The organism is Polyangium sp. 6x1 (genome assembly GCF_029946515.1).
GTDB lineage: Bacteria > Myxococcota_A > Polyangia > Polyangiales > Polyangiaceae > Polyangium.
Window position 1 is genome coordinate 131,523 of sequence record NZ_JARZHH010000020.1, and the last position, 15,763, is coordinate 147,285.

Below are 15,763 nucleotides of genomic sequence, written 5' to 3' on the forward strand. Positions count from 1 at the left end.
CACGCCCGCAGGTCGATCCCTTGCCCGGGTCTCGTGCGTTCTTTCGCCCGCGTCCCAGCTTGGAGGTCCTCATGTTGAAAATTGGATCGTTCCTCGCGCTTGCGACCGCTTCGATGATTGTGCTCGGCGCGGAGCCCGCGCTCGCCTCCGGCGAGGTTGAGCTCGTGTATGCGGAGGTCAACACCTGGTTTCAGTATCCGCCCCTGGTCGCCGCGCGTGGATCCGCGTCCGGGTTCGCCGGCGCCGACGAGCTCGACGCCGATCCCATGCTCGCGGAGCTCGACCTCGACGCATTCGCGTTCGCGTCCATGGGCGGGCCGCTCGTGAGCGCGTTCCCTCCCATCCAGGACATGGGCTTCCCTCCCAAGTACAGGCATTACTACGAGATCGCCGTCTCGGACCCGGTCTACGCGGGGACCGTGACCGTGGAGATCCAGACCCTGAACGGGCTCGTCAGTTGCGCTGCAAAATACGCGACCGTCCGCGGCGACGGGCGCGCATTGTACACCGCGTACTGTTATCAAGGCGGGAGCACGCGCGTCTCGATTCGCCACGACGACGTCGTGGGACAGACGCACTGGGACGACAACGACGGGCTCGGCCACGCCATCTCGTACGCCGCGGGCCCCACGATGCCCGCAGGCGGCGTGTTCCACCACGGCGTACCCCGCTCTTCTGGCACCACAATGCAGGGCGCGGTCGTGCTGGAGAGCCTCCCGCCGGACGCAACGGTCACCGTCGTGTATTCGAGGGACGATTGGACCACGGCGACGAAGCACCCCGCCATCGTGAGCGCCACGGGCTTCGTGGGGAACACGGCCTATCGTTACGGCATAAACCCTGCCGCCGACGGCACGACGGTCCACACGTTCTCGCTCCCGGATGTCACGAAGGTCAGCTACTATTTCGTGGTGGAATCGAGCCTCGGCTCGTTCACGGACGACAACGAGGGCGAGTATTACGTGTTCGCGCCATGATGCGCGCCTACCGCACCCGCCTCACGTAAAACGCCCCCGCAGCGTCGATCCACGCCACCTCGCCGCCATCCGGCGATAACGCGACCGCCTGCGGGTTCGTCCCTTCGAGCTCCACGGCTTCCTCGTCGCCCCAGCGCACCATGACGGCCTCGCCCGTCAGCCACGCGAACGTCCCGTCACGCGCCACGTCCACGCTCCCGGGCCCGAGGCAGAGCCCGCCACTGAAGCTGCGAGCCGCGTCCGTCGCGATCGTGAGGCATTCGCCCTCGCCGTCCGGCCGCACGACCACGTAAAACCTAGCCGCGGCGTCGATCGCAATCGACACGGTCCCCCGATCGTCGAAATCGGTCGGCCAGCACTCGCCTCGAGCGAGCGCCTCGTTCGCCTCGTCGAACGGTCGAATCTCGAACCCGCGCTGATGCCACCCCGCGGAGCCATACTCCGACCCATACGGCCGCGTGCGATAAGCGACGGCGTACGCCGCGTCGGCAAGCGCGACCGTATGATGAAGGTGCTCCTCCGGGAGCCACAGGTCGTCGCGGATCCTCTGCCCCCGGAGCGTCTCCCACGCCGCGAACGCGATCACGTCGTCGAGCGCCGCCGCGAGCCGCATCGCGCGGCGATCGAACACGATCACGTCCGGCGAGCCGAGATGCGCGCGCCCGTCGAGCACGGCCATTCGCCCATCGGCATGGAGCACCCGCTCTGCATCCGCGAGCACGAGATCCCCCGTCGGATCCAGCGCCGCCGCGATCCACGACGGCGCAATGCCATGCTCGTGAAGCTTCCCGCCGGGCTCGCGCACGAGCACGCGATCCGGCGCGATCCGCGCGACGAGCCCGGCCTCGCCCCAGAAAAGCGGCGACGCGAGACGCGGTTCGTCGACGCTCACGAAGGCCGCGCCCGCCGCCGCGGAGGCTTGAAAAGCCCCACCTCGGGCGGCGGCGAGGCCACGCGCTCGGCCTCCGTCGCGGCGCGTAGCTCCGTCGCGAATGCCGGATCCTTCGCTGTCCTCCGCCCGATCGAGCGCCGCAGCGGCAGGAGATCGGCCCGCCCGAGGCCGAGCTCTTCCAGGCAACGCGACAGTTTTCCGTGCGCCGCCGCGACCGAGAGCCGCGCGTGCCCCTGCACGTCGACCTTCCGGCCGAGCGCTTCCATGCGCGCGACGTAGATCCGATCGAAGGCTTCGAGCAGCGCTCCCTCGGCGCGCACCGCGTCTTCCGCGATGATGGCCGTGCTCTCGGCCTCGATGCCAGCCCATTTCTCCTCGTCGAGCCCGTGCCTGCGCAGCGTCACGCCCACGTCGACCGTGGGCCCCGCGATTTCCGCCGCGATCGAGGCATATTTCTCGAGCGGGAGCGGCAGGAGCAACGCGGAGCCGGGCAATGCGGGCTCCCCCTGCTCCGGCTCGGGCGGCTTGGGCTCGAGGGGAATCGTCGGCAGCGTGACGAGCGCGGGTTTGACGGCGTCCTTCGGCGAGAATGGAATGGGCACCGCGCTCGCGGACTCGGGCGCAGGCGCAGGCACGAGCGCGGGCGCAGGCACGGACGCAGGCACGGACGCAGGCGCAGGCGAGGACGGCGGCGCGGCCTCCGCCGGCACGAAAGGCAATCCCGCATTCGGCAAGACCCGCGGCGGCCCCTCGGGATGCTGGCGCGGCGCCGTCGCTTGAAAAGGTGTGGCAGGAGAAACCTTCGGCACCCCGGACGAGGGCCCGAGCGTCACGCTGCCGAACGGCAGGACCCGCGCGGACGGCGGCGGCGCGGAGGGCCGCGCCGGCGTCGGCGGATCCGGCTCGATGTCGAGCTCCTCCTCGGGTTTGGCAGGGACAGGCGCCGGCGGCGGGGGCGGCACGGATGTCCGCTCGAAGGGTGTGGCGGGACGAATGACCACCGCCGGCGCCCCCACGTGCACCGTGCCGCTGCCGAACGGCAACGCGGGGCGCGGCGGCGCAGCAGGCGCCTCCGGCGCGGCGGACGCAGGCGCGCCCGGCGCCGTGGGGCGGAACGGCAAGGCCGGGGCCTTCGCGGACGCCGAGCCGCTCGTCGTGCCGCCCGAGCGCACCTGCCCGATCGGCCGCGTATCGTGCCTCATTTCGAGCGGATGTTTCTCCGGCGCGCCCGCGACGTCCTCCAGCGAGCCGCCTTGCTTCACGACCTTCTCGATATCGGCAGGTCGGACCCGCAAGCCTTGCGGATGGCTCGCCACGACGAGCGTCCCCACGGCGATCGGCGCCTTCGCGGGCACGTCCGTGAGGCCGCGAAACACGAGCGACAAACGGCTCCGATCCGTGTCGATCGTGAGCGTATCGCAGCGCAGCGCGATCTCGCTGACCCGGCCCGTCTTGGGATCGATCCGGAAGGCCTGCGGCCGCGCCGCGGGCAAACGTGTCTCGACCCGCTCCAGGGTCGGATGCAGATGTTCGAGCACGAGCGTCGCGCCGGGGCGCAGCAGCGGAATCTGCTGATCCGACGGCGCGGCCTGGAAAAACCCAAAATCAAACCCCTCGGGCGCCGGGCCCGATTCCTCGCCGCGCGTGGCCGTCGCCCACCTGTGTCCCTCGTCGGTCACGAGCCGCCTTCGCTGCGGCCATCCCGGCGCGAGCGGGCCGAGCCCTGGGGTTTGTCCCGTGGATACCGTGACGTTCGCCATGGCCCTCGCGCCGGGCGAAGGCGGCGCCGCGAGATCGATCCCGACCGGGTTCCCCTCTCCGCGCGCCGCGCGCTCGTAGCGCAGCGGCATCCGCGTGAAGACGGCCGGCGGCCCCGCGGACAGGCCCTCCGGCCCGGGCGTGAATCGCCGATCTCCGACGAGATTCAGCCCCTTTGCGAAATCGCCCATTTCAACGCGGCACGATAGCTCCTTGACGGGCGCGCCTTTCGGGGCGAAGGCGTGGCCGACGACGAGCACGTCCGTGCGCGGCTTCAGCGGCGCGAAATCGGTGGCGAAGCGGAGCGACGCGCCCGGCTCGTTGTCCCAGGTGACGTCCCCCGAGGGCTCGTCCTGCGCCGGCGCGACCGTCGCCTCGGCCCCGTGGACGAGCAGAAATGTGGCTTTGACGAGGATCGTGAGCGAATGCACTCCCGGCGCGGCCTCCCAGACGAAGGCCGCCGCGGGGAATGGACAGAACGAGCGGATCTCCAAGACGAACCGGGTGATGAAAAGCTCGCGGCCCTAGGGCGCGAGCAGGAGCACCTTGACCTGCGCGGGCACGATCGCGAGGCCCGGACAGTTCGTGTTGTTCTGGATGTTGAAGCTCGTCATGCGCGTCGCGGGAATCCCATTGACGAGCACGGTGAAGGCCCCGGTGATCGGCCGCGTCGGTGACATGATCATGCCCGACGCCACGCCCATCGCGATGCCCGGCGTGTCACCGATCGAAATGAGCGGCGTCGTCAGCAGATGATGCGCCGGCGTGCACATCCAGAGGACGTTGAACGAGGGCGGAAAGCCGAGCGGGCCGAAGGAGACATTCGGATACGGAATCGGCACCGGGACCGGCATGGGCGTGAGGCACACGTCCGGAAACCCGAGGTTCACACCGCCCAATTGCGAATTCCCGAACATGACGCGCCTCCTCCCTGCCCCGGTTTTCGCTCAGCCGAGATGAATTTGCTCGCCGTCCATCTTCACGAGCTCCTCGGCGGTGACGATGGCGTTCTCCGCGCGAAGGCTCATGACCTGCTTGGCAGAATAGTCGATCCGCTCGGCCTTGACCTGATCGACCTCTTCCACCTTGCGGAACGAGCGCTTCACGCGCTCGCTCACGCGCTCGACGACGCGCTCGACGATGCCGCCCTCGTGGCGCAATTTGCCAATCTCGCTCCGCACGAGCCCGCCGAGGTACGAGAGGCTGTCCATCACCACGCTGCCCGTCGCCGCGTGCACGCGCACGCCGTCGGCGAGGACCGAGACGTCCTTTTGCGAGACGAGGTCGATGCCCTCCTTCGAGGCCACGCGCACGCGGCCCTCGGGCACCTTGATCTCGAGGTCGCCGTCGCACACGAGCGACGCGCCCGCGCCCTCTTCGCGCTCCAGCACGGCGAGGACCCACGCTGCGCCGCTCGGCGCGCCGGCGACGAGGACGAAATCGTCGACGCGCGGCTCGACGAGGCAGCTCGTCGCGCGGCGCGCCCGCATGTCGCCGCGGCCCGTGCGGACGATGAAGAGGCCGGGCTCGGCGTGCACCACCGTGCCCATCACCTGGTATGCCTCGAGCTCATCGAGCTTCCTCGCGAGATTGCCGTTCATATCGTCCTCCGTGCCCTCTCCGTAAGCCCTGCGCCTCGAACACCCGCCTCGATCACGAGGCGGGCAAGAATCCTTCCGCCTCGGCGAGCTCCGCGTCGTCGCCGAGCGCGATCTTCCGGGCGAGCCCGAACGTCGCGTCGTCGTCCTTCACGCGATGCAGCCGCGTCCGCAGCATGTTCGCGCCCGCGAAATCGGCGCGCGAGATGTCCGCATTCGAGAAATCCGCGTACGAGAGCGTGGCCCCGCCGAAGCGCGCGCCCACGCACGAGGCGCGGGCGAACACCGAAAGCTCGAGGTCCGCCTTCTCGAAATTCGCGCCCGCGGCGAGCGCCTCCACGAAGAGCGTCTCGCGCAGCATCGCGCCCGCGAGGATCGCCCCTTCGAGCTTCGCCGCGGCGAACATGGCCTTCGGCGCCCGCGCCTTTTCGAGCTTCGCGCCCCGCAGATCGGCGCCCTTGAAATTGCATTGTTCGAGGTTCGCCCCCGAAAGATCCGCGCCCGAGAGGTCCGCGTCCACGAACTGCGTGCAGCCGAGATCCATCCCCGCGAGATCCATGCCCGCGAGCACCGATTCGTGCAGCACCGCGATCTCGAAGCGGGTCTTCGTGATCAGCGTCTTGCGCAGGTCCGTCTTCGCGATGACCGATTGCTTGACGAGGCTCCCGCGCAGATCGAGCCCGTCGACCTTCGCGTCGACGAGCGCGCCGCGATCGAAGGTGACCTCGGCGAGCGAGGCGCCCGAGAGATCACATTCGACGAAGAAAACCGTGAGCAGGTTCGAGCCCGAGAGATCCGCGCCCGCGAGGTTCGACTCGACGAACCGCGCGATCGGCGCGTAAACCTTTTTCAAATTCGCGCCGGAGAGCTTCGATTCGAGGACGGAGGCGTGGTGCAGGTTCGCCTCTTCGAGGTTCGCCTCGGAGAGGTCGCAGCCGCAAAGCACGCTCTCCTTGAGCCGCGCGCCCGCGAGGTTCGTGCCCTTGAGGACGACCTTCTCGAAGATGCCGCCCGAGAGATCCGCGCCCGAGAGATCGAGCCCGGAGAGATCGATCTCGCTGACGACCTCCCCGTTCTTCACGAGCGTGACGAGCTCTTCGCGGTTCATCGGGCCGACCTCTGGTGCACGACGCGCTTCAAGTTCGCTTGATCGAAGCGGGTCTCGTCGTCGCCGACGGCGCGGAGCAGATCCGCCGCGAAGAGGTTCGCGCCCGTGAAATCCGCGCCCGCGACGCGCGCCTTGTGCAGGATGCCGAGCATGAGGTTTGCCGAGACGCACCGCGCGTTGCGGAGGTCCGTCCCGACGAACCGCGAATCCACCGCGATCACGCGCGCGAGGCTCGCCCCGCGCAGATCCGCCTCGGAGAGGTCGCTCTTCGAGATCGTGGCCTCCGTGAAATCGGACGATTGAAGCCGCGCCCCGCGCAGGTTCGATCCGGGGAGCTTTGCACCCTTGAAGCTCGTCCGCTCCATCGTCGAGCCGTGCACGACGCGCACGTTTTCGAGCGTCGCGCCGTCGAAGCGCGCCCCGTCCGCGGTCACGCCGACGAACGTGCACGACGTGAGATCGGCGCCCGTGAAATCGGCGTCGACCAGGTTCGATTCGATGAAGCTCGATTTCCCGAGCTTCGCGCCCGCCCAGCGGACGCCCTGGAGATGGCACTTGACGAAAAAGAGCTTTTCGCCACGCGCGCCCGACAGATCCGCGCCTTCGAGCCGCATTTCGATCAAGAGCGCGCCGTCGAAGAGGACGCCGAGGAGCTTCGCGCCCGCCGCGTCCGTCTCGTGCAGCGTCGCGCCCGAGAAATCCGCGCCCTCGAAATCGGCGCCCTCGAGCCGCGCGCGCCCGAGGTTCGCCTCGCGCAGCGAGGAGAGCGCGAGACGCGCATTCGTGAGGTTCGCCCGCGCGAGCACCGCGCGATCGAGCTTCGCGCCCGTCAAATTCGCGCCCGTCAGGTTCGCGCCTTCGAAGTACACCTCTTCGAGATCCGCGCCCGAGAGATCGATGCCCGAGAGATCCGCGCCCGAGAAATCACGCCGCGCGAGCTTCTCGCCCGTCGCATACGCGCGCCGGATGTCGGCCCGCGCCCGCTCGCTCTCCTCCGGCTCCATCGGCGCCGGCGCCTCGGCCTCGTGCGCCGCGATCCGGTAGGCCGCGTGGACCTGCTCCTCGGCCTTGCGCAGTTTGTCGAAGAGCTCGGGATCGGCGAGCTTCTCGGCCACGCCCGGCAGCGCGACCCCCGCGTTCTTCGACAGCTCCGCCATGTCCCGGAGCCTCTCGATCTCCTTCTCCGCGGAAAACTTCGGCGGGCCCGTCTTCTCGCGCCGCGCCTTGCGGATGATCTCGTCGTAATCGAGGCCCTGCGCCGAGCACATCGCGCGGATCTTCTGCTCGGCCTCCGCCTGCTTCTTTTCGGCCTCGGCCTTTTGCTTGTCCGCCTCGGTGTTCATCCGATCGACGTACGCCGGGAGATCGTCGAGGCTCGGCACCTCTTCCTCGGGCGGCACGGTTTGTCGCGGCAGCGTGTCCGGGTCCGCGCCCATCGCGATCGCGCGATCGCGGCCGCGATCGAGCTCGATCTGGGTCTTGCGCCGCGCGTTCTTCAGGACGAGCATTTCCTGCTCGATGGCCTGGTCGTATTCGTCCGCGAGGACCGGCGCTGCCTTCGGGGCCGTGGCGAGGCTGCGTGGCATGAGATCGGGGTCGCGCAGGATGTGCAGGTGCGCGTTCTTGCGATCCATCCGCTGCGCGAAGACCTGCTCGTAATGGGCGCGCGATTTCGGCTCGTCGCCGAGGTCTTCGAGCGCCGCCATGGCGACCCGCACGTCGGACGCGTCGGGCTCCTCGATCTCGTGCAGGCCCCGGAACATCACGATGCCGCGCTCGAGGTGCGGGAAGAGCTGCACCGTCTCGAGGTGCAGCGGGACCTCGACGAGATCGTCGCCTTTCTCCGGGGAGAGCTGCAAGAAGCAGCGCGCCACGACGCCGGGGAGCCGCGACTCGATCACGCCCTTGTCCGGGTGCATGTTCTCGATCCGGAACGCCTCGTCGCCCCGGAAAAACCCTTCGAGGCGCTGATCGGGCGGCGCGACGTTGAAGACCCCGAAATCGATGTCGAGCGCGAAGCCGGGGAACTGCTCCTCCAGCCATTTCTTGTCGTACGTCCCCATCTTCGCGAAATGATGGGGCCAGGTGAGATCGAGCGGCCCGAGGCCCGCCGGCTCGGGGCGATCGCCCTTCGATTTGACGACGTGCCGCGGATCCTCGACGTTCGGCAGCGGGTGGACGGTCTGTCCGGACTCGGTCTTGATCGGCGACAGGCCCTTGCCGACCGGGTTCTGCGGGTATTTCTCTCCGCCGAACGCGTGCGCCCAGTCGATGGGCATCCGCGTGAACGGGACGGGATCACTCGGCCCCATGAGGCCCCAGGTGCGGTCGCCGATGATGTAGAGCGTCTTGTCGATCGGCCCGAGCCCGACCTTCACGTGCGCGTAAGGCGCCTCTTTCTTGCCGGGCGGATAGCAATGCCCCGTGACGAGCAGCTCGCCTCGGGGCTTCCACATGCAATGGTCGAGCACGCCAAACCGGCCGAGCTCCTTGCCCGCCATCTTCCAGAGGTCGACCTCGGTCCCGATCGATTTCGGCGAATCGAACGGGAAGAGCGCCATGACCGTGGGCACGAAGAGACACCGCCGCTTGTGCTCGAAGGTGCGGTGCACGAAGGAGAGCCGGAGAGGCTTCAGGATCTTCACGCGCGAGGCTCTCGCAGGAAAACGCGGGAATCAGGTGTTGACGTGCAGGCCGGCGACGCCGAGGCTCAGGCCCTTGGCTTCGAGCTTGTTGCCGATCGCCTGGAGCTTGAGGCCGAGCGCGTTCAAGTTCGTCGCCTTCATATCCATCCCGACCGGCGCGATCGAGATCGTGGGCCCGAGCGTGATCGCGAGCGAGACGGCCGCCGTGAGGTCCAGCTTGATGCCGCCGAAGAGCGAGATCTTGGCGCCCGCGAACCAGTCGAGCGCGAATCCGGCGTGGCCGTCGTACTTGGCCCCGGCCGTGAAGCCCTGGAACTCCGCCGCCTTGAACCACTCGACCGGGCCCTGCGTCGAGATCTTCTGGTTGCCGTTGATCGACGTCTTCATGTCACCCTTGACCGTGAGGTCGTAGATGCCGTCGATCTTCTCGGTCGAATTGCCCGTGACGTGGATGTCCTGCACGCCGTCGACGAAGAGTTTGTCCTCTCCCGTCACGCCCTGGAACCGCGTGCCGAGGTAGATCCCGGTCATCTTCCCGTGCACTGTCTCGTCGTAGGTGCTGTGGAATCGCTCGGTGTTCGTCCCGTGCACGTTCAAATCGACGACAGCCTTGTAGACCTGCGTCGTATTGCTCGTGACCTGGAGGTCGAGGATGTTGTTGTAACGGACCGTGACCGCGCCCTCGACCGTCTCGTCGAGCGTCGCATTGTACGTCTGCGTGACGGGGTTCGTGACCGTCGTCGTGAACGGACCCTCGTACGTCTCGGTGATGGTCCCGTGGACGTCCTCGGTCTTGTTCGCCATCACGTCGACGTCGAGGTTCACCCCCGTGTAAATGTGGCCGCTGCCGTCGGTGCGGAGGTCGAAGTTGTAGGGGCCGGCGCCGAGGTGGAGCGAGGAGTTGAGCTTCGGCGCGTAGATGTGCACGTGCGTCGAGCCGAGGAGATCCTCCATCTCGATGAAGTTGTTCGACCCCGTGCGGATCAAGTTCTTCGTGTAATTGTTCTGCGTCACCACGCTCGGCGTCTCGGCGTTGTGCGCGGCGCCCGCGATCACGGGGCGATCCGGATCGCCGCCGAGGAAGACGAGGTGCACCTCCGTGCCCTTGCGCAGCGGGAAATGATGCCCCTCGACAGCGCCGCTGTGCGGCTGGAGCATGCGCACCCACGTCGATCGCGAGCCGTCGATCGCGTCGCCCTCGTCGAAGAAGATGTTCACCTTGTAGCGGCCGTGCGCGTCGATCTGCGCGTACGGGCTCGCCGCCACGCCGTCGACCACGCCGTCGACCACGCCGTCGATACGCGGCCAGGGCGTCTTGCGCTCGGCCCGGAACTGCGTCGCGTGCGGGATCGCGTGCAGCGTGGCGAGGTACGTCTCCTTCGTCGGCGCGTCTTCGCCGAAGAGCAACGCCAGATCCTCGGCGCTCGCCGATTGATTGCCGAGGTGCTCGAGCTCGATCGTGAGGTAATCGCTGTTGAACGGGAGCCGCGGGTGATCCTCGAGCACGAACACGTAGCCAGGGCGCAGATAGAACTGCGGGCCCGTGGCCGTGTACACCGTCTGCCGCGCGGCGATCTCCTCGGCGCGGATCGAGGCGTACCGCGTGCTCTCGCCCGGCGTCCTCACGTTCTCGCCGTAAAGCACGATGTCGCCCTTGCCCGAGAGCTCGGCGCTGCCTTTGACCTCCAGGCTCGGCTTCAGGTAGTTGTAGTCCGTCACCTTCACGCGGCCGGGCAGCGCGTTCGAGCGGCACCGGAACGAGCGGAGTGACTCGCCCGCCGAGACGTCGCCGGGCGGCGCCGGGAAATACTTCACCGGCTTCGGCGCGAGCTTCTTGTGCCCCGAGCGCGTGTCCGTGAAGACCAGGACCTCGCGGTCCTCGCCCTGCTCGAAGTAGAAATAGATGCCCTCGCGCTCGGCGAGTCGGGCGATGAAATCGTAGTTGCTCTCGCGATACTGGCAGACGTGCTCGAGCTTCGGGTAGTCGTGCCAGAGCGAGATCCGGTAATCGGTCGCCCCAAGCCCGCCCTCTTTCAGGAGGGCCTCGATGATGTCCGGGATGCTCGCGTCCGTGAAGATGCGGCTGTGGCGCGTGAGCGTGAGCTGCCAGTACGTCGGGACGAGCCGCGCGAGGTAGAGTCCGTACGTGCCGTAATCGTTCACGAGCTCGACGGACGCGAGGATGCCGTGAAAGACGTACGGCGGCGCGCCGAGGCCCCGATCGATGTTCAGCGTGCCGCGGGCGCCCACGGCAGCGGCGACGTCGACGTCGAGCCCTGCGAGCTTCAACGCGATGTCGAATTCATAGGTCCGTGAAATGGCCTCCCGCCCCTTGAAAGCCGTGACCTGCGCCGTCGGGGGGAAGGCGGTGGACAAGAAGGTGAAGATCTCGCTCATCGCTCACGCTCCGGCACGTGGTGCGAGAGTAGAGCACGGGCCCGTGCCGGTCGTAAAGAGGCACCACCCGGAAAGAACGCTCGCAGAGGCAGCGGAAAATTCCTGACTCGCGCGGCCTTGACACGATCTCGTCGCGGCGTGGATGATCACGCGCTCGCACGGAGGTAGCACATGCAGATCGGTCGACTCGCGAGGCACGTCGGGATGGGAATCGTCATCCTCACGGCCCTCGGCTGTGCCCAGAACGAGAACCAGGGCGAGAGCGCGTCGAGCAGCTCGGGGACACCCGTCGAGCCTCCGCCCGAGCCGTCGGCCGACTTCGGCCGTAACATCCAGAAGACGGGGCTCACCGTGGATCTCGCGACGATGACCGCGACGGCGGTGATCGATCTCGCAGGCTCGCTGACCAGCACGGGCGCGTCGTTCGAGGCCGGGGGGCTCGAGATCGAGAGCGTCTCGCGCGCCGAGGGTCCGCTGAAATGGACGCTCACGCAGGGCCAGCTCGACGTCGGCGTGCCGAAGTCCCTGGAGTCGGCGCAGATCACGATCGATTACAAGTTCAAGGAGCAGGCGCAGTTCGAAGGCCTCATGGCGAAGGGCTCGACGCTCGTCTGGCCTTACTTCTGCGGCAACCTCTTCCCGTGCCATTCGGATCCCGCGGACGGGACGACGTTCGACCTCACCGTCACGGGCACGCCCGCGGGCATGATGACGGTATATCCGTCCGCGATCGGTATCGACGCGCCGTCCTACCAGATCGCCTGGGCGACGGGGAGCTACACGAAGCTCGACATCGGGACGACGTTCCAGGGGACGCGCCTCGTGGCCCATTACCTGCCGGGCGGCGGGACGGACGCGCAAAAAGGGACGGAGAAGCTCGTCGACATCATGAATTTCTACGAGACGATGCTCGCCGGGTATCCGTTCGGCGGCGAGGCGGGCCCCATTGCGGCGGACTGGGGTCCGACCGCGTACGGGGGCATGGAACACCATCCGTACTGGCACGTCTCGACGATCGCCATGGGCGACCCGTGGATCCAGGCGCACGAGGCGGCGCACGCCTGGTTCGGCGACGGCGTGCGCGTGGCGTGCTGGGAGGATTTCGTGCTCTCCGAGGGCACCGTGAGTTACCTCGAAGCGCGAGCGATCACGGAGGTGATGGGCGCGGCCGAGGGCACGAAGGTCTGGAGCCATTACCAGACCCGCCTGAACACGGCGATGGCCGGATCGGCGTCGAAGATCGCCTGGCCCGAGGGCTGCGGCGCGGTCGACATCCTGAAGGACAACCTCTTCGGGGACATCGCCTACATGAAAGGCGCGTTTTTCTTCCGCGCGCTGGAGGCGAAGATCGGCAAGCAGAAGCTCGATCCGTCGCTCAAGGCGTTTTTCCTGAAAAATAAGGGCAAGGCCGCTCATTTCCAGGATCTGCTCGATATCTTGAAATCGGTGGCCGGGTACGACGCCGCGGCCTGCGCGGCGGCCTGGCTCCGCAGCGAGACGGTGCCGTCCGAGCAGGTTTGTCCTTGAACGCGAAGAGAGCGCTCGTGGGAATCGCGTCGCTCGCGCTCGCGCTCTCGGGCGCGGGCTGCCGGCGACCTGCGCCGAAAAAGGACAAACCCTTGCCGCAGGCGCCCCCGTCGACGAGCGCCGAGACGCTGACGACCCCGAGCGCGGCGCCGGACGAGGACGAGGCGCCCGCGGGATCGGCCGCGCCCGCGGGATCGGCCACGCCGGGGAATGCGCTCGCGGGCGCGGGCGGGGGCACCACGAAAAAACGCAAGCCGAGGACCGGCGCGCGCTTTCTCATCGACGGTCCGGAGCAGCCGATCGCGGTGGGCGGGGCCGCGACGGTGTATTCGAAAGGCGTGATCTGGCGGCTCGCGGGCAATGCGGCGCAGGTGAGCCTGTTCGGGGCCGACGGGCCCGCGCCCGGGCCGAGCGAGCCGGAGCGGGCGCGGAAATGGCCGCGCGGAAAGGTGGCCGTCGCCGAGGACGCCTCGGGCGTGACGCACACGTACTGGGTCGAAGGATCGGGGCTCGTGCGGAGCGCGCTCGACGCCGAGGGAAAACTCGGCGCGCCCGAGGTCGTGGCGAACGACGCGGTGCCAGGGACGAGCCCTTCGGCATTGCGCACGGGCGGGCGCGACGCGGTGGCGTATCTGGCGGCGCCGAACGCGCGGAATGCGGAGCGGCACGGGCGATTGTGGGTCGAGGGCGGCGGCGTGCTGGATCTTTCGCCCGAGGGATCGGGGGCGACGTCGATTTCGCTCGTGCCGGTCGGCGAGGGGCAAGTGATCGCGATGTGGCTCGACGCGCGCTCGGCGATGACGCCGGTGCACGCGCGGCGCTTCGAGATCCGCGAGAAGACGACGGCGCTCGCGGCCGACGAGGTGGTCTTCGTGGGCGGGCCGCCCGAGGGGTATCCGGAGCTCGTGGGCGCGCGCGCGGGGAACTCCGCGGCCGGGCTCTTGCCGCTCGCCACGGAGAAAGGTTTCGCCCTCCATGACATTCTCGTCGACTGGAGCGGCAAGGCGAAGATCAAGACGCTCGATTACCCGAACGGGATGGATACGGCGCCCGTGGCGGCGGCGACGGCGTGCGGCGAGACGATCGTGGTGTACGCGCGGCCGGAGGCGAAGGAGCCGGGCTCGCCGCAAGTGCTGGAGGTCGCGACGCTCGGCGGGAGCGGGGCGATCGAGGCGCAGGAAGTGGCCGCCTATCCGGGGCAGGTGCTCGAATTGCACGCGGCCGCGGCGGACGCGAATACGGTGTGGGTGGTGTACACGGCGGGGACGAAGTCGTTCGCCATGCGGCTCGGGTGCGGGGCGAAGACCACGGCCCCGCCCGCGCCCAAGGGCAAATGAAGCCGGGCGGCGCGAAGCCCAGGAAGACGAGCCCCGCGCTCGCCGTGACCGTCTTCCTGCTGCGGATCCTGTGGGTCCTGTTCGTCGTCGCGCTGCCGCTCGCCGGGGTCTGGGCGGCCTCGTCGCTCGCCGCGTACTCGAACGGTCCGCGCTGGGCGGCGCTGCTCGCGGGGCTCTGCTTCTTTCCGATCCTGCCGCTCGCGTGGGAGGCGTTCGCGGCGTTCCGGCGCTCGCGGGAGAAGAACCCGAAGCCGCGGATCCTGACGTACGGCGATCGGATCCTGCTCCGAACGTTGGGGCTCAACCTGGTTTTTCTGGGCGCATTGCTGCTCGCGGCGCCCAAGGTGCTGTTCACGGCGCTCTCGGCGCGCGGCGACTGGTTCCTCGAAGGCGCGAAGGGCACGTGGGCGGACACGGCGCGACGCGCGCTCTTTGCCACGGCCGATCGGCTCGAATGGCTCTATCTCGCCACGAACGAGAACCCCTACCGCGACGATCCACCGAAGCCCACGGGCTCGTCGAGCTCCTCGGCCGCGCCCGTGCCGCCGCCCGTTCCCACGGACAAGCCGCGGCAAGCTGAACAGCCCGACGGTCAGGACAAACCGATCCCCGACCCGACGCCCACGCCGGCGCCGCAGCCGGAGTCCGGCGCGAAGCGCTGGCCGTTCCGCGAGGAATTGCATCCGGCGGTGGCATCGATTCCCCCCGAGGTGGAGACGAGCCCGGCGGCCGTGGGAAAATACCTCGCGGCGAAGGAGCCGGACCCGGTGCTGCGGGTGAAGGCGCTGCACGATTACGTGGCCGATCGGGTCGCCTACGACGGCGAGAATTACCTGGCGAAGCGGTATCCGCCGCAGGACGCAGAGACCGTGTTCTCCACGCGGAAAGGCGTCTGCGCCGGATACGCAAAGCTGCTCGTGGCGATGGGCGAGGCGGCAGGCGTTTCGATCGCCTACGTGGTCGGCGTGTCGCGCGACATGGGCGGCGACGTGGCCGGCGAGGGGCACGCCTGGAACGCCGCGCTCGTCGATGGGAAATGGTACCTCATCGACGCGACGTGGGACGCCGGGTATCTGAAGGGGCCCGCGTTCGTCAAGGAATACTCGACCGATTACCTGATGGCCCCGCCCGAGGTGTTCGGGGCAAACCATTTGCCCGACGAGCCGCGCTGGCAGCTCTCGTCGTCGCCGATCTCCCGCGGCGATTTCGTCCGGCAGCCGAACCTCCGGCCGGGCTTTCACGCGAAGGGGCTCGTGCTCGTGGATCCGAAGCGCTCGCAGGTGACGGTCGACGGCGAGGCGGTCGTGACCTTGAAGAACCCGGCCGGTATGTCGATCCTGGCCGACTTCGAGGCGAAGGGCGCGGCGCAGACGTCGCGCTGCCGGGTGACGCCGGGCGAGACGACGCTCGTGCGGTGTGATCTACCCGCGGAAGGGACGTATCACGTACGGCTGTTCGCGAACGAGGCGCCGGTCGGGAGCCATTCGTTCGTGGGGCAATTCGAGGTGAACCGACGGAAGTGAG

General features: G+C 68.4%; 11 protein-coding genes. 4 read left to right on the plus strand and 7 right to left on the minus strand.

Features of this window, described 5'->3' with window-relative positions; all coding sequences use genetic code 11:
- The first annotated feature begins 71 nt into the window (after positions 1-71).
- Entirely contained in the window at positions 72-977 is a 906-nt protein-coding gene (locus tag QHF85_RS20365; protein WP_281328907.1) for a hypothetical protein, read from the plus strand.
- A 7-nt stretch (positions 978-984) separates the two neighbouring features.
- Here the strand turns inward: QHF85_RS20365 and QHF85_RS20370 are convergent, their stop codons facing one another.
- The 7 genes from QHF85_RS20370 to tssI are packed head-to-tail and all read right to left on the minus strand — an operon-like array spanning position 985 to position 11,375.
- The gene (locus QHF85_RS20370; protein WP_281328908.1) at positions 985-1,869 is read right to left on the minus strand and encodes a hypothetical protein; all 885 of its coding nucleotides are present in this window, start codon (positions 1,867-1,869) and stop codon (positions 985-987) included.
- On the minus strand, positions 1,866-4,121 hold the full coding sequence (locus tag QHF85_RS20375) for a DUF2169 domain-containing protein (protein WP_281328909.1): 2,256 nt from the start codon (positions 4,119-4,121) through the stop codon (positions 1,866-1,868). Before QHF85_RS20375 ends, QHF85_RS20370 begins: the two co-directional genes overlap by 4 nt.
- Positions 4,122-4,151: 30 nt before the next feature.
- Positions 4,152-4,544: a DUF4150 domain-containing protein gene (locus tag QHF85_RS20380; RefSeq protein ID WP_136971234.1), complete on the minus strand. Its 393-nt coding sequence runs from the start codon at positions 4,542-4,544 to the stop codon at positions 4,152-4,154.
- A gap of 30 nt (positions 4,545-4,574) precedes the next feature.
- Positions 4,575-5,228 carry a DUF3540 domain-containing protein gene (locus QHF85_RS20385; protein ID WP_281328910.1) on the minus strand — a complete coding sequence of 218 codons (654 nt, stop codon included), beginning with the start codon at positions 5,226-5,228 and terminating at the stop codon, positions 4,575-4,577.
- Positions 5,229-5,280: 52 nt separating this feature from the next.
- The gene (locus QHF85_RS20390; RefSeq protein WP_281328911.1) at positions 5,281-6,333 is read right to left on the minus strand and encodes a pentapeptide repeat-containing protein; all 1,053 of its coding nucleotides are present in this window, start codon (positions 6,331-6,333) and stop codon (positions 5,281-5,283) included.
- Complete coding sequence (locus QHF85_RS20395; protein ID WP_281328912.1) at positions 6,330-8,978, minus strand: DUF2169 domain-containing protein; 2,649 nt, start codon at positions 8,976-8,978, stop codon at positions 6,330-6,332. The genes QHF85_RS20390 and QHF85_RS20395 overlap by 4 nt, the downstream gene beginning before the upstream one ends.
- Before the next feature lie 30 nt (positions 8,979-9,008).
- Positions 9,009-11,375 carry a type VI secretion system tip protein TssI/VgrG gene (tssI, locus tag QHF85_RS20400; protein ID WP_281328913.1) on the minus strand — a complete coding sequence of 789 codons (2,367 nt, stop codon included), beginning with the start codon at positions 11,373-11,375 and terminating at the stop codon, positions 9,009-9,011.
- Positions 11,376-11,546: 171 nt separating this feature from the next.
- Here tssI and QHF85_RS20405 point away from each other — a divergent pair, with 171 nt between their 5' ends.
- Genes QHF85_RS20405 through QHF85_RS20415 form a run of 3 tightly spaced genes read left to right on the plus strand, consistent with a single transcriptional unit; the run spans position 11,547 to position 15,762 of the window.
- Positions 11,547-12,902, plus strand: coding sequence for a M1 family aminopeptidase (locus QHF85_RS20405; protein ID WP_281328914.1), 1,356 nt, complete (start codon positions 11,547-11,549; stop codon positions 12,900-12,902).
- A complete protein-coding gene (locus QHF85_RS20410) occupies positions 12,899-14,239 on the plus strand; it encodes a hypothetical protein (RefSeq protein WP_281328915.1) in 1,341 nt (446 codons plus the stop codon). The genes QHF85_RS20405 and QHF85_RS20410 overlap by 4 nt, the downstream gene beginning before the upstream one ends.
- Positions 14,236-15,762: a transglutaminase domain-containing protein gene (locus QHF85_RS20415; RefSeq protein WP_281328916.1), complete on the plus strand. Its 1,527-nt coding sequence runs from the start codon at positions 14,236-14,238 to the stop codon at positions 15,760-15,762. The genes QHF85_RS20410 and QHF85_RS20415 overlap by 4 nt, the downstream gene beginning before the upstream one ends.
- Position 15,763 lies beyond the last annotated feature (1 nt).

Excerpts from the sequence above, each read along its gene's own strand:
- QHF85_RS20365 (WP_281328907.1), top strand. The coding sequence starts at position 72 with ATGTTGAAAATTGGATCGTTCCTCGCGCTTGCGACCGCTTCGATGATT.
- QHF85_RS20380 (WP_136971234.1), bottom strand. The coding sequence starts at position 4,544 with ATGTTCGGGAATTCGCAATTGGGCGGTGTGAACCTCGGGTTTCCGGAC.
- QHF85_RS20385 (WP_281328910.1), bottom strand. The coding sequence starts at position 5,228 with ATGAACGGCAATCTCGCGAGGAAGCTCGATGAGCTCGAGGCATACCAG.
- QHF85_RS20390 (WP_281328911.1), bottom strand. The coding sequence starts at position 6,333 with ATGAACCGCGAAGAGCTCGTCACGCTCGTGAAGAACGGGGAGGTCGTC.
- tssI (WP_281328913.1), bottom strand. The coding sequence starts at position 11,375 with ATGAGCGAGATCTTCACCTTCTTGTCCACCGCCTTCCCCCCGACGGCG.
- QHF85_RS20405 (WP_281328914.1), top strand. The coding sequence starts at position 11,547 with ATGCAGATCGGTCGACTCGCGAGGCACGTCGGGATGGGAATCGTCATC.
- QHF85_RS20415 (WP_281328916.1), top strand. The coding sequence starts at position 14,236 with ATGAAGCCGGGCGGCGCGAAGCCCAGGAAGACGAGCCCCGCGCTCGCC.